The sequence below is a fragment of the Bifidobacterium saguinibicoloris genome (assembly GCF_019331725.1).
Taxonomy (GTDB): domain Bacteria; phylum Actinomycetota; class Actinomycetes; order Actinomycetales; family Bifidobacteriaceae; genus Bifidobacterium; species Bifidobacterium saguinibicoloris.
In genome coordinates, this window is the sequence record NZ_JAHBBF010000004.1 from 39,578 (window position 1) to 65,220 (window position 25,643).

The 25,643-nt window shown below is 67.6% G+C and carries 19 protein-coding genes and 1 other RNA gene; 3 read left to right on the top strand and 17 right to left on the bottom strand.

Features of this window, described 5'->3' with window-relative positions; all coding sequences use genetic code 11:
• Positions 1-69: 69 nt before the first annotated feature.
• The 10 genes from secA to KIH78_RS03995 all read right to left on the bottom strand — a co-directional run bounded on the left by secA (position 70) and on the right by KIH78_RS03995 (position 11,908).
• Entirely contained in the window at positions 70-3,036 is a 2,967-nt protein-coding gene (gene secA / locus KIH78_RS03950; RefSeq protein ID WP_219131370.1) for a preprotein translocase subunit SecA, read from the bottom strand.
• Between the two features lie 296 nt (positions 3,037-3,332).
• Positions 3,333-3,995 (bottom strand): ribosome hibernation-promoting factor, HPF/YfiA family, encoded by a 663-nt coding sequence (gene hpf, locus KIH78_RS03955; RefSeq protein ID WP_214315541.1) that lies wholly within the window; start codon positions 3,993-3,995, stop codon positions 3,333-3,335.
• 190 nt (positions 3,996-4,185) lie between these two features.
• Positions 4,186-4,556: RNase P RNA component class A (gene rnpB, locus KIH78_RS03960), an RNA gene on the bottom strand.
• A 62-nt stretch (positions 4,557-4,618) separates the two neighbouring features.
• Positions 4,619-5,341, bottom strand: coding sequence for a regulatory protein RecX (locus tag KIH78_RS03965; RefSeq protein WP_420830109.1), 723 nt, complete (start codon positions 5,339-5,341; stop codon positions 4,619-4,621).
• 1 nt (position 5,342) lies between these two features.
• A complete protein-coding gene (gene recA / locus KIH78_RS03970; protein WP_217625683.1) occupies positions 5,343-6,551 on the bottom strand; it encodes a recombinase RecA in 1,209 nt (402 codons plus the stop codon).
• 255 nt (positions 6,552-6,806) lie between these two features.
• Complete coding sequence (locus KIH78_RS03975; protein ID WP_214315543.1) at positions 6,807-7,040, bottom strand: DUF3046 domain-containing protein; 234 nt, start codon at positions 7,038-7,040, stop codon at positions 6,807-6,809.
• A gap of 47 nt (positions 7,041-7,087) precedes the next feature.
• Positions 7,088-7,594 carry a helix-turn-helix domain-containing protein gene (locus tag KIH78_RS03980; RefSeq protein WP_214315544.1) on the bottom strand — a complete coding sequence of 169 codons (507 nt, stop codon included), beginning with the start codon at positions 7,592-7,594 and terminating at the stop codon, positions 7,088-7,090.
• 69 nt (positions 7,595-7,663) lie between these two features.
• Positions 7,664-8,284 (bottom strand): CinA family protein, encoded by a 621-nt coding sequence (locus KIH78_RS03985; protein WP_219131459.1) that lies wholly within the window; start codon positions 8,282-8,284, stop codon positions 7,664-7,666.
• Positions 8,268-8,942: a CDP-diacylglycerol--glycerol-3-phosphate 3-phosphatidyltransferase gene (pgsA, locus tag KIH78_RS03990; protein ID WP_214315545.1), complete on the bottom strand. Its 675-nt coding sequence runs from the start codon at positions 8,940-8,942 to the stop codon at positions 8,268-8,270. Before pgsA ends, KIH78_RS03985 begins: the two co-directional genes overlap by 17 nt.
• Positions 8,943-9,061: 119 nt before the next feature.
• On the bottom strand, positions 9,062-11,908 hold the full coding sequence (locus tag KIH78_RS03995) for an FtsK/SpoIIIE family DNA translocase (protein WP_219131371.1): 2,847 nt from the start codon (positions 11,906-11,908) through the stop codon (positions 9,062-9,064).
• Positions 11,909-12,075: 167 nt separating this feature from the next.
• Here KIH78_RS03995 and KIH78_RS04000 point away from each other — a divergent pair, with 167 nt between their 5' ends.
• On the top strand, positions 12,076-12,861 hold the full coding sequence (locus tag KIH78_RS04000; RefSeq protein ID WP_219131372.1) for a Fic family protein: 786 nt from the start codon (positions 12,076-12,078) through the stop codon (positions 12,859-12,861).
• An 83-nt stretch (positions 12,862-12,944) separates the two neighbouring features.
• On the opposite strand, the gene miaA is transcribed toward KIH78_RS04000, so the two are convergent.
• Together miaA and miaB are read right to left on the bottom strand one after the other, a co-directional pair.
• The gene (gene miaA / locus KIH78_RS04005; RefSeq protein ID WP_214315549.1) at positions 12,945-13,988 is read right to left on the bottom strand and encodes a tRNA (adenosine(37)-N6)-dimethylallyltransferase MiaA; all 1,044 of its coding nucleotides are present in this window, start codon (positions 13,986-13,988) and stop codon (positions 12,945-12,947) included.
• The gene (miaB, locus tag KIH78_RS04010) at positions 13,975-15,423 is read right to left on the bottom strand and encodes a tRNA (N6-isopentenyl adenosine(37)-C2)-methylthiotransferase MiaB (protein WP_219131460.1); all 1,449 of its coding nucleotides are present in this window, start codon (positions 15,421-15,423) and stop codon (positions 13,975-13,977) included. Before miaB ends, miaA begins: the two co-directional genes overlap by 14 nt.
• 145 nt (positions 15,424-15,568) lie before the next feature.
• Here miaB and KIH78_RS04015 point away from each other — a divergent pair, with 145 nt between their 5' ends.
• Positions 15,569-16,300 (top strand): GTP pyrophosphokinase, encoded by a 732-nt coding sequence (locus KIH78_RS04015; protein WP_214315560.1) that lies wholly within the window; start codon positions 15,569-15,571, stop codon positions 16,298-16,300.
• Here the strand turns inward: KIH78_RS04015 and KIH78_RS04020 are convergent.
• The 5 genes from KIH78_RS04020 to KIH78_RS04040 form a co-directional block, all read right to left on the bottom strand.
• On the bottom strand, positions 16,254-17,315 hold the full coding sequence (locus KIH78_RS04020; protein ID WP_219131461.1) for a DMT family transporter: 1,062 nt from the start codon (positions 17,313-17,315) through the stop codon (positions 16,254-16,256). The genes KIH78_RS04015 and KIH78_RS04020 overlap by 47 nt on opposite strands.
• 178 nt (positions 17,316-17,493) lie before the next feature.
• Positions 17,494-19,113, bottom strand: coding sequence for a peptide ABC transporter substrate-binding protein (locus tag KIH78_RS04025; protein ID WP_219131373.1), 1,620 nt, complete (start codon positions 19,111-19,113; stop codon positions 17,494-17,496).
• Between the two features lie 186 nt (positions 19,114-19,299).
• Positions 19,300-20,778 (bottom strand): amino acid permease, encoded by a 1,479-nt coding sequence (locus KIH78_RS04030; RefSeq protein ID WP_219131374.1) that lies wholly within the window; start codon positions 20,776-20,778, stop codon positions 19,300-19,302.
• Positions 20,779-20,864: 86 nt separating this feature from the next.
• Positions 20,865-21,317 carry a NanQ anomerase/TabA/YiaL family protein gene (locus tag KIH78_RS04035; RefSeq protein ID WP_214310983.1) on the bottom strand — a complete coding sequence of 151 codons (453 nt, stop codon included), beginning with the start codon at positions 21,315-21,317 and terminating at the stop codon, positions 20,865-20,867.
• Between the two features lies 1 nt (position 21,318).
• A complete protein-coding gene (locus KIH78_RS04040) occupies positions 21,319-24,330 on the bottom strand; it encodes a glycoside hydrolase family 2 TIM barrel-domain containing protein (RefSeq protein WP_236034400.1) in 3,012 nt (1,003 codons plus the stop codon).
• A gap of 243 nt (positions 24,331-24,573) precedes the next feature.
• Between KIH78_RS04040 and KIH78_RS04045 the strand changes: the two genes are divergently transcribed.
• A complete protein-coding gene (locus KIH78_RS04045; protein ID WP_219131375.1) occupies positions 24,574-25,614 on the top strand; it encodes a LacI family DNA-binding transcriptional regulator in 1,041 nt (346 codons plus the stop codon).
• Positions 25,615-25,643: the final 29 nt, after the last annotated feature.

Here is a 25,643-nt window from a genome sequence, read left to right on the forward strand (position 1 = left end):
CCGCCGATGTCTCCATCGGCGGGGCGCCCATATGTGACGCCGCTCACGGCGTCATCGACGCATCACGGCTCACTTTTCGTTCTGACCGTGGCACATCTTGTACTTGCGGCCGGAACCGCACGGGCACGGCGCGTTGCGGCCGGTGCCGGGGAAGGTGCGGCCGTCGGCCCACGGCGTCTTGAGCTCCTCGCTCTTCGGACGCTTGTTGGCGGGCACCTTGCCTTCGGCATGGCTGATCGGGGCCGGGCCGGTGATGGCGGACGTGGTCTCGCCGGCCTCGGAGGTCTTGGCGGATTCGGCGATGGCGGCCGCCTGTTCGGCGTCCTCCAGCTCCTCCTCGGCCTTCTCCTCTTCGACCTCGCCTTCCGCGGCCTCGTCCTCGCTCTCGCCGTCCTCGTCGGGACCGGCGGCCTCGGCGTCCTCATCGGCCTTGTCCGTCTCGTCGGCGGAGGCGGCGGTGATGCCGAGCTCGGTCTCGGTGGACTCCACGGCGGCGTCCTCGTCGGACTCGGTGGAGACGTCCTCGCTCTGGGCGACCTGCTTGATGTCGATGTGGAACAGCAGCTGGACGGTCTCCTCCTTGATCGCCTCGATCATGGAGTTGTACATCTGGTAGCCTTCGCGCTGGTATTCGACCAGAGGATCACGCTGGCCCATGCCGCGCAGGCCGATGCCGTCCTTGAGGTAGTCCATCTCGTACAGATGCTCGCGCCACTTGCGGTCGAGCACGGCGAGCACGACGCGGCGTTCGAGCTGACGCAGCCCCTCGGAACCGAGCGTGTCCTCGAATTCGGCGTACTTGGCCTTGGCGTCGGCGACGATCACGTCGCGCACGGCCTCGACGGCCTTCTCGCCCTTCTTGCCTTCGGCGGCCTCCTTGGCCTCCTCGACGGTCACGTCCGTGGGGATGACGGTGTTGAGCGCCTTGAACAGCCCGTCCCAATCCCAGTCCTTCGGCTTGTCGGAACCGTTGTTGGCGCCCTTGACGTAGCTTTCCACGGTGTCGGCGATGAAACGCTCGATGTCCTCGTGGATGTCCTCGCCCTTGAGCACCGCCTGACGCTCCGAGTAGATGACGGTGCGCTGCTTGTTCATCACGTCATCGTACTTGAGCACGTTCTTGCGGATCTCGAAGTTCTGCGATTCACGCGCCTTCTGCGCGGTGCGCACGCCCTTGGAGACGCTCTTGGAGTGGATCGGCTCGCCCTCCGGCAGGCCCTTCGCCATGACGCGGGCGACGAGCTGCGTGTTGAACAGACGCATGAGGTCGTCCTCGAGGGACAGGTAGAAGCGGGATTCGCCCGGATCGCCCTGACGGCCGGAACGGCCGCGCAGCTGGTTGTCGATGCGGCGGGACTCGTGGCGCTCGGTGCCGAGCACGTACAGGCCGCCGAGCTTGGTGACCTCCTCATGCTCGTCCTTGACCTGGGCCTTGACCTCGTTGAGGGTGCCCGGCCAGCGCTTCTCGTACTCCTCCGGCGTATCCTCCGGCGAGTAGCCCTCGGACTTGAGCTTGGCGTCGGCGAGGAACTCGACGTTGCCGCCGAGCATGATGTCGGTGCCTCGACCGGCCATGTTGGTGGCGACGGTGACGGCGCCCTTGCGGCCGGCGACCGCGACGACCGCGGCCTCCTTCTCGTGCTGCTTGGCGTTGAGCACCTGGTGCGGGATCTTGGCCACGTCGAGCAGGGTGGAGACGACCTCGGAGCTTTCCACGGAGGCGGTACCGAGCAGCACCGGCTGGCCCTTGGCGTGACGGGCGGCCACGTCCTTGACGATGGCGGCGAGCTTCTCCTTCTTGGTGCGGAAGATGAAGTCGTCCTGGTCCTTGCGGATCATCGGCTTGTTCGTCGGGATGGGGAGCACGCCGAGCTTGTAGGTGCTCATGAACTCGGCGGCCTCGGTCTCGGCGGTACCGGTCATGCCGGCGAGCTTGTCGTACATGCGGAAGTAGTTCTGCAAGGTGATGGTGGCGAAGGTCTGGTTCTCGGCCTTGACCTCCACGCCCTCCTTGGCCTCGATGGCCTGGTGCAGGCCCTCGTTGTAGCGGCGTCCGGGCAGGATGCGGCCGGTGTGCTCGTCGACGATGAGCACCTCGCCGTGGGTGACGACGTAGTCGCGGTCGCGCAGGAACAGCTCCTTGGCCTTGATGGCGTTGTTGAGGTAGCCGATGAGCGCGGTGTTGCTCGGCTCGTACAGGTTGTCGATGCCCAGGTAGTCCTCGACCTTGGTGATGCCCGGGTCCTTGATGCCGATGACCTTCTTCTTCTCGTCGACCTCGTAGTCCTCGTCGCGGGTGAGCTTGAGGACGAGCTTGGCGAAGGTGCGGTACCAGCGGGTCACGTCGCCTTCGGCGGGACCGGAGATGATCAACGGGGTGCGGGCCTCATCGATGAGGATGGAGTCGACCTCGTCGACGATGGCGTAGTGATGGCCGCGCTGCACCAGCTCGCTCTTCTCCCACGCCATGTTGTCGCGCAGGTAGTCGAAGCCGAACTCGTTGTTGGTGCCGTAGGTGATGTCGGCGTTATACTGCTTGCGGCGCTCCGGCGGCTTCTGCTCGGTGATGATGCAGCCGACGTTCATGCCGAGGAAGCGGTAGATGCGGCCCATGAGCTCGCTCTGGTAGCTCGCCAGGTAGTCGTTGACGGTGACGACGTGCACGCCCTTGCCCTCGAGCGCGTTGAGGTAGCTCGGGAGGGTGGCGACGAGGGTCTTGCCTTCGCCGGTCTTCATCTCGGCGATGTTGCCCCAGTGCAGGGCGGCGCCGCCCATGAGCTGCACGTCGAAGTGGCGCTGGCCGAGGGTGCGCTTGGAGACCTCGCGCACGGTGGCGAACGCCTCGGGCATGATGTCATCAAGGCTCTTGCCGTTGTCCAGCTGCTGCTTGAACTTCGGGGTCTGCGCCTTGAGCTCCTCGTCGGAGAGCGCCGAGATCTCGTCCTCGAGCGCGTTCACGGCCTTCGCGACGTTCTCGAGTTTCTTGATCTGACGGCCTTCGCCCATGCGCAGGGCCTTGTCAACGATATCTACCACTGTTCGCTCCTGTGTCGTACGTAAATGTTCCGGCCGGATTCTCCGCATGCGGTGCGGCGGATCCGTCGAAACACACTGCCGATTATCTTACGCGACATCGGCGACGCTGCCCCGTATTTCTCAGAATTTCTCTTCCGCTCCGATCGTTTTCGCCCCGACGGGGCACGGCTCCCCTCCCCTCGCCGCCTCTCGCCACCCCTCACGGAACGCGATCGGGCCCGCGCCTATGAAGGCGCGGGCCCGATCCATGCCCATCCGGCCATCACGTCCGCATGTCCCGGACGCGGCCGGTCACGTCACTTGGAGGCGACGTTCTCCGGGGTGTCGATCTCGAACACGCCGTAGCTCCAGCCGTGACGGTGGTAGACGACGGACGGACGTCCGGTCTCCTTGTTGACGAACAGGAAGAAGTCGTGTCCGATGAGCTCCATCTCGTACAGGGCCTCGTCGATGCTCATCGGCTCGGCGATGTGCAGCTTGCGGCGGATGACGATCGGCGTGTCACCGACCTGCACCTCGACGGACTCGCCGGGGCCGAGATCGGAGGCGACTGCAGCGGCCGGGGAGTTGTTCGGCTCCTCGACGGGCGCCTCCTCGACGGGCTCGGGCTCGACCACGCCCATGTCCACGGGGACGGGGTTGGTGTAGCCGCGGCGGTGGTCCTTGCGACGGTCGCGGGTGCGGCGCAGACGCAGGGTCAGCTTGTCCATCGCCAGATCGAGCGCGCTGTACTCGTCGGCGCTCGACGCCTCGGCACGCACCACGGTGCGGCCGGCGATGATGGTGATCTCCACGCGCTTGGCGGTATCGGCCTGGCGCGGGTTGCCCTCGTGCGTGAGCACCACCTGGGCGCGCTGCGCATCCGGGGCGATGGCGGTCACACGATTCATCTTGCTCTCAACGACATCACGGAACCTTTGCTTGACCTGCGTGTGGCGTCCGGTAACGACGATTTCCATGTGGACCTCCCTTGAACTCAAGCGGTGTTGCCCGCTATTTGCGTGCCGGTCGGCTTCTTCACCGTCCGGGTATGTTTCATTGTAGACGAACAATGGCTGAACAGCGGGTAACTCGCCCAGAGAAAACCGTTTCTTTCCGGATCATGTCCCGAAACATGCCGGTGCGTACGCTGATGGTTTGGGAAGAGAAAAGGTGAGACCCCTTATACCCCGGGTTCTGTCGCGACACGCACGCGTGTCGCGGATGGCCATCCATCTCGACCTGACGTCGCCGCCAGGCTCTAGCAGCCTACCCGATGGCACGGGCGAGCAGCCCTTGCCGCCATCTGCTTGGCCTTGCTCCCGATGAGGCTTGCCATGCGGCCCGCTGTTGCCAGGGGCCCGGTGGTCTCTTACACCGCCGTTTCACCCTTACCCGTCGTGGACGGGCGGTCTGTTCTCTGTTGCGCTATCTCTCAGGTCGCCCTGGGCGGACGTTATCCGCCATCGTGCTCTGTGGAGCCCGGAAGTTCCTCAGCCACTCCCAATGAAGATCGTGGCCGCGGCCATCAAGAGGTCTCAAGCGGATTATTATACATGCGCTCCGGAGAAGCGGCGCGTCAGTCCGGACGTCAGTCCGGACGTCAGTCCAGCAGCTCGGCGGCGACCCGGCGCAGCGTCTCCGGGTCATGGCCCTTGCGCCCGCCGGCGGACCAGAAACGACGGCGGCGCACGTCCCGGTCGAGACCGGCGGTCCTGCGCGCCGTCCTGCGGCCGAGCTCCCACGCCGCCTCCTCGAACAGCCCCCGCTCCTCGGCCTCCTGGGCGACGGCGGCGGCCACCGGACGATCCACGCCCTTGCGGGCGAGCTCGGCGAGGACGCCGCGTCGGCCCATCATGCGGCCCATACAGGCACGGACCACCGATTCGGCGTATTCCCTGTCGTCCAGCAGACGCAGTTCGGCGAGCCGGTCGAGGACCTGCTCCACCGTTCCGTCCGCATACCCTTTGCCGGCGAGCCGGTCACGCAGCGCGCCACGGGACCTCGGAGCGGCGTCCAGCAGACGCAGCGCCGCCTCACGGCAGGCGTCGACGTCGTCGGCGTCCTCCGGCGGCACCGTCGCACGGCCGCGCCTTGCGGGTGTGCCGCCGTTTCCGGAATCGTCCGCCGATCCGGCCGCGCCGAAGCGCGCGATGCCTGGCCCGGCGGTGCCGGGGCGGGCATCGGCCTCCCCCGCGGGTTCTATGGGCCGCCCCTCGTCCTCATGGAACCGCGTGGCATCCGGCCGGCGCCGCTTTCGTACGGACGGCTCCTCCCCCGCGACGGCGACCGGATGGGCGCGCAGGAACGCTTCGGCGCTGATCACGTCAGGCCTTGGCTCCGCTCTTGGCGTCGGCCTTCGCGGCCGCCTTGGACGGCTTGGCGGTGTTGGCCTGCGTGGCCGAGACGTCCTCGGTGTTCGCATCGGCCTCGGCGGCGGCCTTGGTGTCCTCGTCCTCGGCGAATTGGTCGGTGGGGTCGATGAGTCCGAACGCCGCCTTGACCTTGTTCTCGATCTCCTCGGTGATGGCGGGGTTGTCCTTGAGGAACTGGCGGACCTTCTCGCGCCCTTGGCCGAGCTGGTCGCCCTCGTAAGTGAACCAGGAGCCGGACTTCTTGACGACGCCCACCTGGATGGCCATGTCGATGGCCGAGCCCTCGCGGGAGATGCCCTCGCCGTAGAGCATGTCGAATTCGGCGGACTTGAACGGCGGCGCCATCTTGTTCTTGACGACCTTGACGCGCGTGCGGTTGCCGACGGCCTCGTCGCCGTTCTTGATGGTCTGGATGCGGCGGATGTCGAGGCGCACGGACGAGTAGAACTTGAGCGCCTTGCCGCCCGTGGTGGTCTCGGGGCTGCCGAAGAACACACCGATCTTCTCGCGCAGCTGGTTGATGAAGATGGCGGTGGTGCCGGCCTGGGAGAGCGCGCCGGTCATCTTGCGCAGCGCCTGGCTCATGAGCCTGGCCTGGAGGCCCACGTGGCTGTCGCCCATGTCGCCCTCGATCTCGGCTTTGGGGACGAGCGCCGCCACCGAATCGACGACGATCACGTCGAGCGCGCCGGAACGGATGAGCATGTCGGCGATCTCCAACGCCTGCTCGCCGTTGTCCGGCTGGGAGACGATGAGCGAATCGGTGTCCACGCCGAGCTTGCGCGCGTAGACCGGGTCGAGCGCGTGCTCGGCGTCGATGAACGCGGCCACGCCGCCGGCACGCTGGGCGTTGGCCACCACGTGCAGCGCGAGCGTGGTCTTGCCGGACGACTCCGGACCATAGATCTCGACGATGCGGCCCTTCGGCAGGCCTCCGATGCCGAGCGCGAGGTCCAATGCGAGCGACCCGGTGGGGATGACCTCGACGTTCTGCTCGGGCCGGTCGCCCAGACGCATGGCCGAACCCTTGCCGAAGTCCTTCTCGACCTGCGCCAGCGCGGCGTCGAGCGCGGCCTTGCGGCGCGGGTCGATCTGGCGGCCGCCGGACGCGGCGGCTCCTTCGCCGGCCTTGGCGGCCGCGGCGTTTGTCTTCTGTGCCATGGTGTGCTCCTTCACGTTGGCTGTACGTACGTCGTGGACCACGGTACGGAATCCGCCCCCATGGAGGCAAGGGAAACCGGCCGTTGTGGTCGGAGCCCCCACGTGCGGGCGCGCCGAACCACCCGGAATCCCGCTTGGGAGAAGGGATGGGCCATGATGCCGACGACGTTCGGCCGTTGTTCGCTGCCGATCTTCGCTGTGGACAACTATAGCCACAGATGCGAACAAATGTTCGAAATCACTGTGGACGGCGCGTCATGCCGCCGGCATCGGCGGCGCATTGTGCCCCTCGCCCCAGCGACGCGCGTCGGGCACGTCCATCTGGTCGCACAGCACGTTCCATACGACGCGCGGCTGCTCGCCTTCGGCCAGGGCCTCGACGGCGTTCCTCCCGGCCAACCGGACCAGCCGCTGGTCGCGGCAGAGCGCCCGGCCGTAGCCGCGGCCGAACACCTCGTCGACCAGCTGCCAGAATTCGCGTTCCCTCACGTTCGTCTTTCCTTGGAAATCGTCTCAGGCCCGGTGCGCCCGGAACGTCACTCGCCCACCATGTCGAGACGGTCGGCCACCATGCGCAGCAGCTGCGCGGTGCTCACGCCAAGCGCCTCGGCGATGGAGCTGAGCAGTTCGGAGCTGGCCTCCTTCTGGCCGCGCTCCACTTCGGAGAGGTAGCCGAGCGACACCCCGGCCTTCTCGCTGACCTCACGCAGCGTCTTGTGGTCGCGGGTGCGCAGGTCGCGCAGGACACGACCGATGGCCTCGCGCAGCGTCAGTTCGCCGACGTCCCTCGGCTCGGGTTCGGCGGCCGCGGCGCGGGGCGCACGCTCCTCGCCATCGGCCTCGTCCCACATGCGCCGGCGGGCCTCGTCGGCCTCGTCCTTGGCCTTCCTGGCGGCACGGGCGCGCAGGACCTGCTGCTGGGCGAACATGACGGCGCGACGTTGGGCCGGGGTCAGTTCGCGCATGCGCGCGCCGCTCGGCCGCGCCGTCGGCGCGCCGGCCGCGATCGTCGTGGTCTGTCCGGTGCGAGTCATCGTTTCCATGGTCCCCATCCCTTTCATGCGGAATACACGTATGCCTTCTGTCTTGTTCAACACCGGCACGTGGCGGTTTTATTCCTGGGAAAGTCCTGTGAGTTGGCTCACGTTCCGCAGGACATGGAGCACGGTCGCCTCGCGGACCTGCTCACGGTCGCCTTCGAGCCGCAGCTCGATGGCGACCGTCCGCCGTCCGTCCGGAGTGCATCCGTCGAGCCGCACGACGTCGTTCCCCATGACGCCGTCCGATGGCTCCGGCCTGTCCGAAGGCATCGCCGCGGTGGGCAGGCTGACGCCGACGTAGACGAGTCCGGCGGGCTTGTCCCCGTCCGGACCGGGGCCCGCCACGCCTGTGGTGGCGAGCCCGATCACCGTGTCGCCGTATTCCGGCTGCGCGTAGAGCCGCGCGGTGCCGATGGCCATCTGGCGGGCGACCTCGGGGTGCACAGCGCCCTCACGTTCGAGCAGATCGCCGTCGACGCCGAGGATGGACGCCTTGGCGCGGATGTCATAGGTGACGGCGGAGCCGAGCAGGACGTGCGACGCGCCCGGGATGCGCACGAAGGCGTCGGCGAGCAGTCCGCCGGTCAGGGACTCGGCGCACGCGATCTTCAGCCCCTTGCGTTCGCAAGCGCGCAGCAGCAGCGCGGCGAACGCGTCACGCAGGGAGGCGTCCCCGTCAGCGGTCGGCGGCATCGCCATCGACGGCCTTCCTGGATCCGATGAACGTGTTGTACAGGTACACGCCACCGGAGTACAGGCACAGGACGAGCGCCACGTAGAGCAGCACGTAGGTGAGGTAGTAGTAGGCGGTCAACCAGACGGGCATGGCCTGACGCTCGTCGAAGACCCACATGGGCAGCAGGAGCATGGCGAGGCCCATGCACTGGAACAGGGTCTTGAGCTTGCCGGGCCAGGCGGCGGCGATCACCTTGCCGCCGGGGCGTTCCATGACGAAGAAGCGCATGACGGTGATGCCGATCTCGCGGATGAGGAAGAGGGCCGTGGCCCACCAGGGGAATTCGGCGAACACGGAGGCCACAATGAGCGCGCCGCAGGTGAGCAGCTTGTCCGCGATGGGGTCCATGAGCTTGCCGAGCTCGGTGACCTGATTGTACTTGCGGGCCATCCACCCGTCGAGCTTATCGGTGGAGGCCGCGATGATGAAGATGATGGCCGCGGCCCAGCGCAGCGGCTGCGTCGTCTCGTCGCCGCCCCACGGACCGGCGGCGATGTACAGTCCGAGGAACACCACGACGAGCACGATGCGCGAGTAGGTGACGAGGTTCGGCGGGGCGTTCCATCCGTCCCACAGCGACGGTTTCTTGGTTTCTACGATCTGTTCGTCAGTCATGGTTCCTCAGGGTACCCTTACTGGTCTACCTCAGGGTGAACGCACGGTGAACGCGGGCTGGGAGGCCCCTGCCGTTTCCCGGCCCGTCCTCTGGGAGACGTGCCGCGCGCGGACGCCTCTCACGCCTGTGCGGTGGGCGACTTCTCGAGCGTCCCGGTCTCCCCCTTGATGAAGGCGAGCACCTGCGGGAGGTCCTGGGGCTGGACGAGCACCTGCCGCGCCTTCGACCCCTCGGAGGGGCCGACCACGCCGCGCGATTCGAGCAGGTCCATGAGGCGTCCGGCCTTGGCGAAGCCGACCCTGAGCTTGCGCTGCAGCATGGACGTGGAGCCGAACTGGGTGGTGACGACGAGCTCGGCCGCCTGGAGCAGCACGTCCATGTCGTCGCCGATCTCCTCGTCGACCTCGACGTCCTTTTTCTCCGCCTCCTTGGCCATCTGCTCGATGTCCTCGCGGTACTTGGGCTTGCGCTGGGTGCGCACGAACTCGACGGCCTTGCGGATCTCCGATTCCGACACCCAGGAGCCCTGGACTCGCCGCGGCTTGGCCTCGCCCATGGGCAGGAACAGGGCGTCGCCCTGGCCGATGAGCGTCTCGGCGCCGGTGGTGTCGAGGATGACCCTGGAATCGGTAGCGGAGGAGGTGGCGAACGCGAGACGCGAGGGGATGTTCGCCTTGATGAGGCCGGTGACCACGTCCACGGACGGACGCTGCGTGGCGAGCACGAGGTGCACGCCGGCCGCGCGGGCCAGCTGCGTGATGCGCTGGATGGAGCTTTCGACGTCGTTCTTGGCGACCATCATGAGGTCGGCCATCTCGTCGACGACGACGAGGATGTACGGATAGGGCGCGACCTTGCGGTTCGAGCCGGCCGGCGCATGCACCTTGCCGGCGCGCACGGCCTCGTTGAAGTCCTTGACGTGGCGGAATCCGAAGTATTCGAGGTCGGAGTAGCGCGAATCCATCTCCTTGACCACCCATTCGAGGGCCTGCGCGGCCTTCTTCGGATCGGTGATGATCGGCGTGAGCAGGTGCGGGATGCCCGCGTACGCGGACAGCTCGACGCGCTTGGGGTCGACCATGATGAGACGCACCTGCTCGGGCGTGGCGCGCATGATGATCGACGTGAGCATCGAGTTGATGAAGCTGGACTTGCCCGAGCCGGTGGCGCCGGCGACCAGCAGGTGCGGCATCTTGGTGAGGTCCGCGGTGACGAACCGCCCCTCCACGTCCTTGCCGATGCCGGTGAGCATGGGGTTCGGGTCGGCGAGCGCCCCCTGGGAGCGCAGCACGTCGCCCAGGTGCACGATCTCGCGGTCCTCGTTGGGGATCTCGATGCCGATGGCGGACTTGCCGGGGATCGGCGAGAGGATGCGCACGTCGGAGCTGGCCACCGCGTAGGCGATGTTGCGTTGGAGGTTGGTGACCTTCTCCACCTTGACGCCGGTGCCGAGCTCGACCTCGTACTGGGTGACGGAGGGGCCGCGCAGGAAGCCGACGACCTTCGCGTCGACCTTGAACTGCTGGAAGGTGGAGGTCAGGGCGCGGATGACGCGGTCGTTGGCGGGGGTGCGCGCGGCGTGCGGCTGTCCCTTGACGAGCAGGTTCAGGTCGGGCAGACGGTACGGCGGCTCGACGTCCGCGGGAACGGCGTCGGAGGAGGAGGCGTCCGTCGTTCCGGCCGCCGGGACGATCTCGCCGGAGGTGGGGTCGACGAGCTCCTCGTCGGCGCCGTACGCCCCGGTCCCCGCGCCCAGGGCGCGCGTCGCCGAGTTCGCGGCCGCGCCCGCGACGTTCGCGATCCCCGTCGCGGCGCCGGCCGCGATGGGCGCCCACGGATCGGGCGTCATCGCGCGCGTGGCCGCCGCGCCCATGTCCGCCGCGGCACTGGCCGCGTCGGAGACGGCGCGCATGCCCTGCGACGCCGCGTCGGCGAATCCGGACGACGTCGTGGGGACGGCGCGCTGCGGCACGATGGCCGGCAGGGCCGCGTCGGAGGAGGAGGTGAGGGCGGTCTCGGCGCTTTCGCCGTGATGCCGCGCCGCCATGCGGAACGGGTCGTCGCCGTCGTACCGGTCGAGCGTGCCGTCGCCGTCATCGGCGCGACGGCGACCGAACAGGCGCTCGAACAGGCTCGGCCGACGGCGCGGCGCGTCGGCGGACGTACCGTCGTCGCCGTTCTCGTGCGTGGGAACGCCGTCGGCGAACACGAGCGTGTCGTCGCCGTCGAGACGGACCTCGCCGGGCGCGACGTCGGCGTCCCCGCCGTCGGGCTCCTCCCCCCTGACGCGGGCCACGGCGCCACGCGCCAGGTCGGGCAGATCGGTGACATGGACGCCGGCGACGAGCATCAACGCGAACAGTCCCACCACCACGAACACGATGACGGCGAACGTCTTGGACAGGCCCCAGGCGAGGGGCGTGCCGATGAGGAAGCCGAGCAGGCCGCCGGCGTCCTGGAGCGCGCCCCAGTCGAAACCGGGGACGTCGGAGGCGACCACCACGTCGATGATCGAGCAGACGACCCACAGGAGCATCCCCCACCCGGTGACCACACGCGGATTGTTCGAGCGCCGTCCGGCGTGACGCATGAGACGCACGGCCAGCACGACGAGCAGGATGGGCAGCACCACGCTCATCACGCCGAGCACGCCGGAGGCGATGGCGTGGAGAAGACGACCGAGCGGACCGGACACGCGCACCCACTCGGACGCGCAGAACAGCACGGCGAACACGATGAGCACGAAGCACAGGCCGTCCCGGCGGTACGCGGGATCGTACTCCCCCGTGCCGCCGGCGGACCTGACGGCGGAGCCGAGGGCGCGCGGTACGGCGAGCAGCGCCCTGCGCCACCACGGCTCCCCGAACGTCCCCGCGGACGTGTCGTCGATCGGATCCATACGGCGGGTGCCGCCGTCCCTCGCCGACGAACCGCCGGTGCCTCTGCTGCTTCGTGTCTTAGCCATAACGTCTCCAATCTAGCGAACCGCGCGTACCGTGGCCCTCGGTTTTCGTGAATACGTTGCGAACCTTGCCACGGACACGGACTGACATGGACGGACATGGGCCGCGGGGGCGTGGGGCGTGCGCGGGGCATGAGCGGGGCGCCGCCGATGGGCTACCATGGTGGAGTATGACACCAGCGGAACGTGCGAGCGCAGTCGCATTCGCCCTGAAGAACTGCGCGTTGGAGGCGATGGAGCCGGGCCCCGCGACGATGCGGGCCGCGGCCGGGTACGAGGAGGGCCGCATCGACGTCGGCGCGCTCATCGACGCGGCCGACGCGGAGGACGCCGCGGCGACGGAACGGCGTCTGGCGGACGGATCCCTGGACGACCACGCGCGAGGCCGGGCGTCGGCCGTGTTCGCCCGCACCGTGCTGCTCGCCGAACGGCGATGGAGCCCCACGGGGAATCTCGACGAACTCGTCGCCATCCACCGGGGCCTGTTCGAGGGCGTGTTCGACGACGCGGGCCGGCTGCGCACGCGGGACACGGCGCGCGGCGCCGGCTCCGACGGGATGTCGCGCAATCCGGAGGCGTTCTTCCCCGCCGCGCTCATCGAGACCGGCGCGCTCAACATCGCCACCGAGCTGGCCGAGCAACGCAACCTCCAGGTGCTCGACCGGGACGATTTCATCCGGCGCTTCTCGCACATCTACGACGAACTCGGCTACCTGCACCCGTTCCTGGGCGGCAACGCGATGACCCTACGCATCTTCGGCTCACGTCTCGCCCATGACGCCGGCTGGGACCTCGACTGGGGTCCGGTGACGCGCGAGACATACCGGTCCGCGAAGCACACCGCCTACCGTGGCGACACGTCCGGCTTCGAGCAGATGTTCGCGGGCATCGTCCGTCCGGCGAACCCGACGCGCGTGTTCCTCTTCGCCGGGTTCGAGGCCGGTCCGGCGCACTGAACGCGCCGGGGCACCGCGTATGCGTGGGCCGGCGTTCCCGTACGGGAGCGCCGGCCCACTTGCGTATACGGACGGTCGTGCCGTCAGGCGATGTCGCCCAGATGATGCTGCGTGTACTCGTCCGCCTGCGCGTCGATGGCGTCGTAGTCGCCGGCGTCGGCGTGCGCGACGATCGCCATCGCGTTGTCGACGAGCCGGGGGTTCAGCGCCTCCAGCCAGTGGATGCGCGGGTCGCGGCCGAACCATCCCATCTGCTTGCGGGCGAGACGCTTCGTCTTCTGCGCCACGTCGAACCACGCGTCGTCGTCCTCGTCCCACATGCCGTCCAGCAGGTCGATCATCTGCTGGTAGCCGAGCGCGCGCCCGGCCGTGAAGCCGAGATGCGGGCGCAGGCGCCGGACCTCCTCGAGGAAGCCCTGTTCGCGCATCCGCGCGGTACGGATGTCGATGCGGCGGTCGAGCTCGCGTCGGTCCAGGTCGAGCCCGATCTGGACGGACGGAATCACGTACCGGTACCGGGGCAGGCTCGCCGAGTACGGTCGGCCGGTGATCTCGATGACCTCGAGCGCGCGGACGGTGCGCCGCGGGTTGCGCGGGTCCATGCGCGCGGCCGCCTCCGGATCCCTGGCCTTCAGTTCCTCGAAGAGGGCGAGGGCGCCCTCCCGCTTCTCCCGCTCCTCGAGCCGCGCACGCACGTCCGGATCGGTGCCGGGGAAGCTGATGTCGTCGATGGCGGCGCGGGCGTACAGGCCGGAGCCGCCGACGAGGATCGGGCGCACGCCGCGCGCCTGGAGCTCGGCGATGGCCGTACGCGCGAGCTTCTGGAACCTCGCGACGGTCATCGTGTCGTCCGGCTCGATGATGTCGATGAGATGGTGGGGCACGGCCGCCTGCTCCTCGGCGGTGGGCTTGGCGGTGCCGATGTCCATGCCGCGGTACATCTGGTAGGCGTCCGCATTGACGATCTCAGCCCGCTCCCCCTGTTCGGCGAGACGCTTGGCGATGGCGATGCCGAGCGAGGTCTTGCCGGAGGCGGTGGGGCCGACGATGGAGACGACGCGAGGTGCGTGGGTGGGCGCGGTCGTGGGCGCGCCGACGGATGCCGGGCCCTGTTCAGTGACGGACATGGTAGGTCTGCCCCTTCCTCGGATCGGGGTCGGCGATGAGGTTGTGCCGGCCCGCGTGCGTGACGGTGACGGTGACGAAGTCGCCGACCTGCGGCGTCGGCTCCCCCTCGGGCACGCCGATGTGGACGAGCACGCCGGTCCTCTCGCGGCCGGTCACGCGGTGCGTGTCGGAATCCTTCTTGCCGTGCATGCCGGTGACCATCACCTCGACGTCGCGGCCCTCGAACGTGGCGAGGTTCTCCTCGGTGATCCGCTCCTGGAGGGCGACGAGACGGTCGAAGCGCTCCTGCACCACGTCGTGCGGCAGCTGCTCCATGGCGGCGGCCGGCGTACCGGGACGCGGCGAGTAGATGAACATGAACGCGCTGGAGAACCGCGCCTCGCGCATCACGTCCAGTGTGGCCTGGAAGTCCTCCTCGGTCTCGCCCGGGAACCCGACGATCACGTCGGTGGAGATCTGCGCGTCGGGCATGGCGGCGCGGATGCGGCCCAGGATGTCCAGGAAACGCTTGGAACGGTAGGAGCGGTGCATGGCCTTGAGGATCCTGTCCGAGCCGGACTGCAGCGGGAAGTGCAGCTGGTGCATGACGTTCGGGGTCTCGGCCATGGCGGCGATCACATCGTCGGTGAACGCCGCGGGGTGCGGGGAGGTGAAGCGCACGCGCTCGAGGCCCTCGATCTCGCCACAGGCGCGCAGCAGCTTGCTGAACGCGTAGCGGTCGCCGATGCCGTATCCAAACGAGTTCACGTTCTGACCGAGCAGCGTGACCTCCTTGGCGCCGTCCGCCACGCAGCGGCGGATCTCGTCGAGGATGTCGCCCGGACGGCGGTCCTTCTCCTTGCCGCGCGTGGTGGGCACGATGCAGAACGTGCACGTGTTGTTGCATCCCACGGAGATCGCCACCCAGGAGCTCACGCGCGAGGCGCGTGCGGCGGGCAGCTCGCTGGGCATCTGGTCGAGCTTGTCGGTCACCTCGACCTGGGCCTTGCCGGTGATGCGGTTGCGCCTCAGGAGCTCGGGCAGCGCGTCGATGTTCTTCGTGCCGAATACGGCGGACACCCAGGGGGCCTTGTCGGCGATCTTCCGGCGGTCGAGCTGCGCCATGCATCCGCCCACGGCGATCTGCAGGTTCGGGCGGTGCAGCTTGACGCGGTTGTAGCGGCCCACGGTGCCATACATCTTCTCCGCGGCGTTCTCGCGCACCGCGCACGTGTTGAGCACGATGAGGTCGAGGTCGCGCGAATCGACCTGCTCCTGGGTGGCGGGCACGTAGCCGGCGGCCTCCAGCACGCCGGCGATGCGCTCGGAGTCATGCACGTTCATCTGGCATCCGAGCGTGTCGATATGGAACACGCCCCTGCCCCGGTCGCCCGCGAGGGCACGTGCCTCGGCGGTCTCGAGATCCTGCGAGGCGCGCTCCGCCTCGGTCATCATGTCTTCATTCACAGCGTTCCATTCTATGGGACGGCGGGGTCACGGCATGTCCGGCCCGTGGTATTCGCCACGGCGGCGCGGATGATGAGGAGATTCCCAGCGTCCGTCCGGCGTCCGCCGCACGGGACGGGTATCATAGGTGCCCGTGATACTTGACCGACATTCCCGATTGAGCAGCGCCGACCTCAAGGCCCGTCTGAAGGGCCTCAACCTGTCGGACAGCATCTTCACCGCCGAACAGATCACCGAATTCGTGGACCTCATGCAGGTCTACGAGGGGGCGATGTACGAGATCTCCACGAAGCTCGAGATCCTCGACAACGAGTTCCAGGTGCGGTTCGCGCACGACCCGATCCACCACATGGAGCGCCGTCTCAAGTCGGTGAACTCCATCATCGGCAAGCTCGAGCGCAAGGGGCTGCCCGTCGCCGTGGAGTCCATCAAGGACAACCTGTTCGACGTGGCCGGCATCCGCGTAATCTGCAACTACCGGGACGACGTGTATTCGGTGTCCAACTACCTGTCGGCGCAGTCCGACATCCAGGTGCTGCGCGTCAAGGACTACATCAAGCGGCCCAAGCAGAACGGATACCGCTCCCTGCACGTCATCTACGCGGTGCCGGTGTTCCTCTCCTCCGGCGCGCACTACACGCCAGTGGAGGTGCAGTTCCGCACCATCGCCATGGACTACTGGGCAAGTCTGGAGCACGCGCTGCGCTACAAGACCGACCTGCCGGACGCGAAGCTCAGCGAGCATTCGCAGACGCTGCTCGATTGCGCGCGCAGCCTGCAGAACATCGAGGTGCAGATGCAGAACATCCACCGCGACATCAACGGAGCGCCGCAGGTCGACCAGACCCCGAAGCCGAGCGAATGAGCCATGCCGGCAGTCTCGCCGGCATCTGGGCGAGCAGCGTGCCCATGAAGATGAGGGCGCAGCCCAGATAGCCGCGCGGGGTCATGACCTCGCCGAGCAGGAGCGCGCCGCCCACGGCGGAGAAGAACGATTCGAGGCTCATGATGAGCGAGGCGCGCGTCGGCGGCACCCACCGCTGCCCCAGCGCCTGCATGGTGTAGGCGACGCCCACCGAGCCGACGCCGGCGTAGACGACGGCCACCCAGCCACGCGCCGCGCCGGCCGGGTCAATGGACCCCTCGATGAGCGAGCCCGCCCAGCTGAGCAGGGCCGCGGTGACGAACTGGACGAACGAGAGCTTCAGCGCGTCGACCATGCCGCCGAGCGTGTCGATGACGAGGATGTGCCCGGCGAACATGAGCGCGGTGAACAGCAGCAGGACGTCGGCCAGCGTCATCGACCCGAACCCATCGGTGATGCACAGGCAGTAGAAGCCGGCGACCGCCACCAGCACGCTGACCGCCACCATGACGTTGACGTGCCGGTGCAGGAACACGCGGCCCAACAGCGGCACGATGACGATGTACAGGGCGGTGAGGAACCCCGCGCGTCCCGCGGACCGGCCATAGAGGATGCCGTACTGCTGGAGCGTGCTGGCGACGAACAGCACCGTGCCGCAGATCGCGCCGACGATGACGGGCGAGGCGAGCGCGGCGCGCATCGGATGGGCCAGACGGCCCGAGACGAGGGCCGTGAGCGTGAGCCGTTCCGTCGGATCGTCAGCGGCATCGGACGAATCGGAGACGGACGCGCCGGACGCGCCGGACGCGCCGGACGCGCCGGACGCGCCGGACGCGCCGGACGCACCGCCGGAGGCGTGCCGCGCATGCGAGACCAGCAGGACGGGGATGAGCGAAAGCGCGCCCAGCGTGAAACGCACCGCGTTGAAGAACAACGGGGTCATGCTGTCCATGCCCTGCACCTGCGAGACGAACGAGAACCCCCAGATCAGCGCAGCGGTCAGCAGGCACAGCATGCCCTTCATGTCGTTCTTCTTCCTCATGTCGATTCAACGTAGCCGACGCATGTTGCGTGGCGGCGCATCCGTCCACATCTCGGGTGGGCGGGCGCGGCGCCACGCATGATACGGAACGGGCCGGCCCCGGCCCATGACGGGCGGGACCGGCCCGATGCCGATGTATGGCGACCGCCGGTCAGCCCTTGGTGATCTTCCAGTACAGCGGCGTCTTGTTGAACATGAATTCGACGTCGTGGACGTCCTTGCCGGTGGCGCCGACGGTGTTCACGTTCCACAGCGGGATGGTGGGCAGGTCCTTGAACAGGATCTCCTCGGCGCTGTGGTAGTACGCGTTCGCATCGTCCTCGCTGGTGGAGGCGGCGGCCTTGTCGAGCAGCGTGTCGAACTCGGCGTTGGAGTAGTTGCCGGTGTTCGAGCCGACGCCGTTCATCGAGCTGGACGCGTACAACGTGACGAGGAAGTCGCCGGCGGACGGCCAATCGGCGATCCAGTTCGTGTAGAACGCGAAGGTCGGCGTGGCGGAGTCGAGCGTGTCGAAGTACTCGGAGGTGGTGGGGAACGGCTTGCCGGCGGCGTCGATGCCGAGCGTGTTCTTGAGCTGGTTGCACACGGCGTCCACCCACTCCTTGTGGCCCTGGTCGGCGTTGTAGGCGAGCTCGAACTTGCCGTCGTACTTGGAGATGGCGTCGGCCTGAGCCCACAGCTCCTTGGCCTTGGCGGCGTCATGGTCGAGCACCTCGTCACCCTTGATGTCCTCGGAATGCCCGGAGACGGTGGGCGCGAGGAAGTCGGTGGCCGGCGTGCGCGTGCCGAAGAAGATCTTGGAGGCGATCTGCTCGCGGTCGATGGCGTACGAGAGCGCGGCGCGGCGCAGACGCCCCTCCTGGTCCATGCCGAAGTGCTTGAGCGCCACCGGGATGGTGAAGCCCTGGAACTGGGCGCCGGCGGAGTTGTAGGAGGTGATGGCCTTGTTGCTCTGGAAGCTCTTGAGCGCGACGGTGGGGATGTCGTCGAGCACGTCGATGTTGCCGGCCTGCAGGTCGGAGTAGGCGGCGTCGTTCTTCGTGTAGATGTGGAAGTCGATGCCCTTGTTCCTCGCCTTGCGGTCGCCCTGGTAGCCGTCGTTCGGGCGAAGCGTGATGCTCTTGCCGTGGTCCCAGCCGGTGAGCTTGTAGGGGCCATTGCCGACGGGGCTCTCGCCGAACTTCTTCATGTCCTTGAACGCGGATTCGGGCACCGGCGCGAAGGCGATGTAGCCGAGCTGCGTGGGGAACGTGGAGTTCGGGGCGGTCATGTCGACGGTGAAGGTGTGGTCGTCGACGACCTTGAGGCCGGACAGCTGCGCGTCCTTGGACACGCCCTTCTTCTGGAGCTCGTCGTAGCCCTTGATGGACGAGAAGCACCAGGCGTTCTTCATGGCGTTCGTGGCGTTGGCCGCGTAGCTCCACGCCTTGGTGAAGCTTTCGGCGGTGACCGGCGTGCCGTCGGTGAACTTCCAGCCGTCCTTGATGGTGATGGTGAAGCTGGTGGAGTCCGCGTTGGGCTCGATGCTCTTGGCGACGGCGTTGCGGGTGGAGCCGTCCGCGTTGTAGTTGACGAGGCCCTCGTAGATCATCTGGGCCACGCGGGTGCTGCCCTTCTCGTCGGAGTCTCCCGGGGTGATGGGCTTCTGGGGTTCGGTGTCGTAGGCCTGGATGATGCCGTCGTCGGTCTTCGCGGCGTTGTTCGCGCCGCAGCCGGCGAGCATCATGCCGGCCGCGCAGATGACCGCGCAGATGGCGATGCTTCGTTTCATGGTTGCTCTTCCTGTCTCCTTGTGTTTTTCGGTGCGGAACCGTCCGGTCGCGTCGTGCAACCGGTTGCTGCCATCATAGGCCGGTTCCGTCTCCAGCATGCGATTTCCTGTATGGGGGCGGAAGACGGCGCGGGCCCGTCCCGATGGTGTCGGGACGGGCCCGCGCCGTCCATGGTCACTTCAGGGTCACTTCGCCTCGGCGGCGATCATGTCCTTGGCGGTCGGACGGAGCTCACGCTCGGCGGCCGCGGGGTCGGAGGCGCGCAGCTTCTTGATGTAGTGCTCGTACCAGATCATCGCGGCGCCGATGAACACGACCACGCCGCCCACGTTGTAGACGAGGGTGAGCCACAGCGGCTGGTCCAGCGGCACGGTGCCGGCGATGAACACGAAGGCGAACACGATGAGCAGGAAGGTGGCGATGCCCAGGCCGAAGGCGCGCGAACCCATGCGGAAGGAGCGCTCCGCCTTGTCGAAGTTCTTGCGCAGCATGAAGTAGGCCAGCAGGATGAGCAGCGGCGGCAGCAGCGCGGTGGCGGCGGTCATGTTGATGACGATCTGCAGCAGGTCGTTGACGTTGCCGGCGCCCAGGGCCGGGATGATGAGCAGCGGCACGACGATGCAGAACTGCAGCCAGGCGGCACGCCACGGGATGCCCTGCTCGTTGAGCTCGACGAGCTTGCCGCCGAAGATGCCCTCGGGGATCTCGGAGAAGAACACCTTGACCGGAGCGGAGGTCCACATCATCAGGGAGCCGAGGGTGGCGGCCAGCAGGATGAGGCCGACGATGCGCGTGGAGACGGCCATCGGGATGCCGATCCAGCCGAACACCTTGCCCATGACCACGAAGATGCCGGTGGCGAGGTCGAGCTCGTCGGAGGTGACGAACACGTTCATGACGAGGGACGCCACGGCGTACAGCAGGCCGATGACCAGGCCGGAGACGACGATCACGCGGACGAAGGCCTTGACGCCGCCCTTGAGGTCGTTGATGAACACGCCGACGGATTCGGCGCCGCCCACGCCCTGGATGATCCAGGCGAGGGTGCCGAGGAAGGCCCAGGTGGTGGCGAAGGTGGACAGGTCCGGGGACAGGGTGGTCGGGGTGACCGGGGTGGCGGGGGTCACGCCGCCGCACAGCGCGGCCACGGACAGCACGACGAACACGACGGTCAGGCCGAGCGCCGACATGGCGCCGAACGAGGAGACCGAGCCGATCCACTTGGCGCCCTTCGTGGACACCCATGTGGCCACGGCGAACAGGGCGATCTCGGCGATGGTGATCCACAGCTGCGAGATCTCACGGTTCTCGCCGAAGAGCACGTAGCTCGAGTAGATGATGACGTTCGGCAGGATGGACGCGAAGTAGAACAGGTTCACGAACCAGTAGCAGAACGCGGTGAGGAACGCCCAGCGGCCGCCCATCGACGTGTTGACCCACGCGTACACGCCGGATTCGGAGTCCTTGTTGAGGGACACGAACTCAGCGACCGCCAGGGTGAAGGGGACGAAATAGAGGATGGTGGCCAGGAAGAACGCCGGCGCGGCCGACAGGCCGATCGCCACGTTGTTGTTGATCACGTTCTTGATGCCGAACACGGCGGCGACGGTCATGCCCAGCAGGGCGACGGAACCGATCTTCGCTCGTTTCTCTGTGCTGCTCACGATGAGCTCCTTTGGATGATGTTGTTCTCTCTATGTGTTGTGTGGTCGAAACGGCGGGGACGTCGACGTCCCCGCCGCGGGGAGGGTCACTTGTTCGGGAAGCTGTATCCCTCGACGGTGACGTGCAGGACCACGGCCTGAACGTCCGGGTCGGAGCACACCTTGTACGCCTCGTCGATGTCGGCGACGAAGACGCCGCCGGCGGGGACGGTGACGATGTTGGCGGGTCCCATGAACCGTTCGCGGTCGGTCAGGTCGCTGTACGCCTCGATGGAGGTGAGCTGCGACTTGGGCGCGACCATGACGCGCATGTCGCCGTCCTGCGGCGAGCAGACGAACAGGTAGCGGCGGTGGCCCGTCATGTCGGACGTGGCGATGGCCGGCGTGCGGTCCCACCAGTAGACCAGCGAGTCGCCGATGGAGTAGGCGACGTTGCGGGTGAGCGTCGTGGCGATGTCGAGCGCCTGGCCGACGCGCATCCATTTCTTGACGGAGCCGAGTTCGGCGTCGAAGAGCTCCCGGGTGTCGTAGACGTGCATGTCATGCCTCCTTGAAAGCGACGAGCGCCTGGGCGAGATCCGCGGAGGTCAGTGGCCTCAGGCTGATGGAGAACGCGAACCGCTCGAAGCGGATGCGGTAGGAGTCGAGCACCTCGGAGCCCCACGAGTTGGAGCCGAGGCCGAGCATCCTGTCGTTGATGTTGACGGTGACGGTGTCGCGCCTCACCAGGTCGGTGACGTGCTTGGCGTCGTCGATGTCCTGGCAGGTGTAGGGCCATGCGGAGAACGAGAACGGGTTCTCGGCCGCGTCGCCGGTGCGGGTGACGAGCAGGCCGTCGCCGTGCCGCGAGCGCATGGCCACCCAGCGCACGTCCTCGTGGTTGGCGCAGTCCTGCGGCACCACGTAGGGGGTGAACATCCTGTCGACGTCGCTGCGGTAGTGGCCGATGACGTTGGCGGTGAGCGAGTCGGGGTAGTTCTCCCCCGGTCCGCGTCCGTACCATTCCGCGTTGCGGTCCTCGCCAGGCACCTCGAAGGTGACGCCGATGCGCGGGACGATGTCGTGGAAGTCGCCGTACGGCGTGCCTTCGACGGCGAGGTCGACGCGCCCGTTGGGGTGGATGGCGTAGGTCATGCGGGTGCGCATGCCGTAGTCGTAGACCGGCGGGGCGATGCGCTGCTCGACCTCGACGACCACGTCGTCGTCTTCGCGGCGCCAGGTGACACCGCGGGTGGACGTCTGCATGACGTGCAGCAGGCGCGGCTGCCAGATGGATTCGAACTCCTGGCCGTAGTTGTCGATGAGCGGACGCCAGAAGCCGAGGTGGATGCCGGAGGCGAGCACGGGGCGTCCGGCGGCGTGCCAGTCGGCGATGTCGCCGGAGACCAGGTCGAAGGCGATGCGCATGTCGTCGCCGGTGACGGCGAGCGTGAGCCCGCTCTCCTCGACGGCGAGCGCGCCGTGGGTGCGATCGGCCACGGCGGGGCGGGGCCGGTTCGCGATCGGGAACTGGTAGATGCCGATGCGGCGCATCGGGTCGGCCCACGGGTGGGCGGCGGTGGAGTACACGCGGGCGGTGAGCAGGGTCTCGCCGCGCTCGGCCGCGGTGACGGCGACGGGGATCTCGACGGAGTCCTGCGGCGCCACGGCGCCGGGTTCGACGGCCTCGCCGCGCACGGGCTCGCCGTCGACGAGGGTCTCGAGCGTGATGCGGATGTCGTCGAGCGTGGTGAACCAGCGCTTGTTGGTCACGCGGAGCACGCCGCGGGACGCGTCGTAGGAGACCTTGACCGGGCAGATGACCTGCTGGTATTCGGTGAGTCCGGGGCTGGGCTCCTGCCAGGGGAAGACCATGCCGTCGATGCAGAAGTTGCCGTTGTTCGGGTAGTCGCCGTTGTCGCCGCCGTACATGTCGTAGTAGCGGCCGTCCTCGGTGTACGCGGCGAGGCCGTGGTCGCACCATTCCCAGATGAAGTGGCCCTGGATGCTGTCCCACTTGTCGAACACCTGCTGGTATTCGCTCAGGCCTCCCGGGCCGTTGCCCATGGAGTGGCCGTATTCGCAGTTGATGCGCGGCTTGGGGCCAGGGTGTTCGCCGAAGTCGTTCATCTGGGAGACGCGCGAGTACATGGTGGAGATCACGTCGACGCTGTCGGCGTTGCGGTCCTCCTCGTAGTGCACGGGACGCGGGTCGAGCTCCTTGCAGCGGCGGTACATGGCCTTGAAGTTGCAGCCGTAGCCGGATTCGTTGCCGAGGGACCACATGATGACGCACGCCTGGTTGCGTTCCTGCATGACGAGGCGTTCGATGCGGTCAACGTAGGCGCCCTCCCATTCGGGGTCGTCGGTGATGCGGGTCATGTCGCCGACGTTCTCGAAACCGTGGCATTCGAGGTCGGTCTCGGCGATGAGCATGATGCCGTATTCGTCGCACATCTCGTAGAAGCGCGGGTCGTTGGCGTAGTGGGAGGTGCGCACCGCGTTGATGTTGTGGCGCTTCATCATCTCGAGGTCGCGGCGGACGCGCTCCATGCCGACGGCGCGGCCCTTGTGGTCGTCGACGTCGTGGCGGTTGACGCCGTGCATCTTGAAGTAGGTGCCGTTGAGGAGGATGTGGCCGTCCTCGATGGTGACCTCGTCGAGGCCCTGACGGTGGGACACGACCTCGGACACGTCGCCTTCGCCGTCGTGGACGGTGATGAACAGGTCGTAGAGGAACGGGTCCTCGGGGTTCCACAGGCGTGCGTCGGCGACGTCGAGGCGGACGGTCCCGTCCCCCGCGGTCTCGCCGTGGGCGACGGTCTCGCCGTCGCGTTCAAGCCGGACGTCGACGCGGGAGGCGCCGGTCGTGGCGACCGAGACCTCGGTCTCGGCCGTCGTGCCGTTCACGTGCGTGCGGACGCGGAAGTCCTCGAGTCGCGCGGCGGGACGCTCCATGACGTACACGTCGCGGAAGATGCCGGAGGCCCACCACATGTCCTGGTCCTCGATGTAGGTGCCGTCGGAGTACTGGAGCACCTTGACGGCGAGCAGGTTGGCGCCGTCCCTGGCCTGGTCGGTGATGTCGAATTCGGCGGCGAGGCGGGAGCCCTTGGTCATGCCGACGAACCCGCCGTTGAGGTAGACCTCGGCGTAGCTCTCCACGCCGTCGAAACGCAGGATGAGCCGGGAGCCGTCCTGCGGCACGTGGAGCGTGACCATGCGCTGGTAGACACCGGTGGGGTCGTCGCCGGGGACGTACGGCTGGTCGAGCGGGAAGGGGAAGCCTTCGTCGGTGTAGGCGAGCTTGCCGTATCCGTCCACCTGCCACATGTGCGGCACCTCGACGGCGTCCCACTCCTCGTGATAGGCGTCGAGATCGGCGGCGACGACGGCGCGGGGTCCGGCGAACAGCCTGAACTGCCACCGTCCGGACAGCTGGATGAATCCGCGCGACAGCTCCCTGCTGTACGTGCGGGCGAGATCCTCGCTCTCGTAGCCCAGGAAGTAGGCGTGCGGCGCAAGCCTGTTCCTGTTCGTGAGCTTGGGATTCTCCCAATCGTTGGCGGTCATGTGAATGGCCCTCCTTAGGGGTTGTGTTGACTTCATTGTGCAACCGGTTGCCCTAACCATAGCACACGACGCTTCGACTGTGCAACCGGTTGTCATACGCGCGTGTCGGCATGGGACACACGCCCCTGTCCCCTGCGGCGACGACTACGATATGAGCCATCACTTCCTCGACGCGGGCGGACGGCATACCGGACCTGAGCATCGTCGACACATCGCGCACGCCACCACACACAAGGGGACATCATGAGCATCATCCGCAGCGGCACGACCACCATCGCCGACGTGGCCGAGGCGGCCGGCGTCTCGCGGTCGACCGCATCCCGGGCGCTCAACGATTCGCCTCGCATCAGCGAGAGGACGAAGCAACTGGTGCGCGAAGCCGCAGACCGCATCGGATTCGTCCCCAACGCGCAGGCCCGCGCACTGGCGGTCGGCCGTTCCGAAACCATCGCCATGCTCGTCACCGAACCGCTGCCCGAACTGTTCGCCGACCCCACGTACGGCGTGTTCCTTGGCGGCATCACCGAACGCCTGTCCGAATCGGAATACCTGCCGGTGCTGCTCCAGGCCTCCACACACCACGAACGCGAACGCGTGCGCCGCCACCTCGAACGCAAGTCGTTCGACGCGGTCATCGACATCTCCCCCTACACGGGCAGCGAACTGCTTGACGTGCTGCAGCGGCTCCACATCCCCACCGTGCTGTGCGGGCAGCTGGACGGGCAGCCCTACGAGCACGTGTTCTCCACCATCTACTCCGACGACGTGGTCGGCGCGAAACTGGCCGCGGACGCCATGGCCGCACGCGGCCGCACGCGGCCGGTCGCCATCCTGGGCCCAAAGGACAACCCCGCCTCCACGGACCGCGTCGAAGGCTACCGATCCGTGTACGGCACGGCCCTCGGCGAACGGGACGTCGTCTACACGGGCTGGGGCGCCTCCGACGGCTTCACCGCCATGCTTCGCCTGCTCGACGAGCGCGCAAGCGAGGGAGACTCCCCCACGTGCGGGATCGACGGCGTGCTCGCCGGCTCGGACCGCATCGCGGCCGGCGTCATCGAAGCGCTGCAGGGGCGCGGGATCTGCGTGCCGGACGACGTGTCCGTCATCGGCTTCGACGACCATCCCATCGCCATGACCACCACGCCGAAGCTCACCACCATCCACCAGCCGCTCTACGAGGAGGGCCGTCTCGCCGCCGACACGGCGATGCGCATGATCGACGGCGAGGCGCCCGGCACCACGGTGCTGCAGATGACGCTCGTCGAGCGCGAATCGCTGTGACGCGCCACGCAAGGCGTGCGATGGCGCAC

Coding starts and splice junctions, on each gene's coding strand:
- hpf (WP_214315541.1), bottom strand. CDS start 3,995: ATGGAAATCGTCGTTACCGGACGCCACACGCAGGTCAAGCAAAGGTTC.
- recA (WP_217625683.1), bottom strand. CDS start 6,551: ATGGCACAGAAGACAAACGCCGCGGCCGCCAAGGCCGGCGAAGGAGCC.
- KIH78_RS03980 (WP_214315544.1), bottom strand. CDS start 7,594: ATGGAAACGATGACTCGCACCGGACAGACCACGACGATCGCGGCCGGC.
- KIH78_RS03985 (WP_219131459.1), bottom strand. CDS start 8,284: ATGCCGCCGACCGCTGACGGGGACGCCTCCCTGCGTGACGCGTTCGCC.
- pgsA (WP_214315545.1), bottom strand. CDS start 8,942: ATGACTGACGAACAGATCGTAGAAACCAAGAAACCGTCGCTGTGGGAC.
- KIH78_RS03995 (WP_219131371.1), bottom strand. CDS start 11,908: ATGGCTAAGACACGAAGCAGCAGAGGCACCGGCGGTTCGTCGGCGAGG.
- KIH78_RS04000 (WP_219131372.1), top strand. CDS start 12,076: ATGACACCAGCGGAACGTGCGAGCGCAGTCGCATTCGCCCTGAAGAAC.
- miaA (WP_214315549.1), bottom strand. CDS start 13,988: ATGTCCGTCACTGAACAGGGCCCGGCATCCGTCGGCGCGCCCACGACC.
- miaB (WP_219131460.1), bottom strand. CDS start 15,423: ATGATGACCGAGGCGGAGCGCGCCTCGCAGGATCTCGAGACCGCCGAG.
- KIH78_RS04020 (WP_219131461.1), bottom strand. CDS start 17,315: ATGCTGTGCCTGCTGACCGCTGCGCTGATCTGGGGGTTCTCGTTCGTC.
- KIH78_RS04025 (WP_219131373.1), bottom strand. CDS start 19,113: ATGAAACGAAGCATCGCCATCTGCGCGGTCATCTGCGCGGCCGGCATG.
- KIH78_RS04035 (WP_214310983.1), bottom strand. CDS start 21,317: ATGCACGTCTACGACACCCGGGAGCTCTTCGACGCCGAACTCGGCTCC.
- KIH78_RS04040 (WP_236034400.1), bottom strand. CDS start 24,330: ATGACCGCCAACGATTGGGAGAATCCCAAGCTCACGAACAGGAACAGG.
- KIH78_RS04045 (WP_219131375.1), top strand. CDS start 24,574: ATGAGCATCATCCGCAGCGGCACGACCACCATCGCCGACGTGGCCGAG.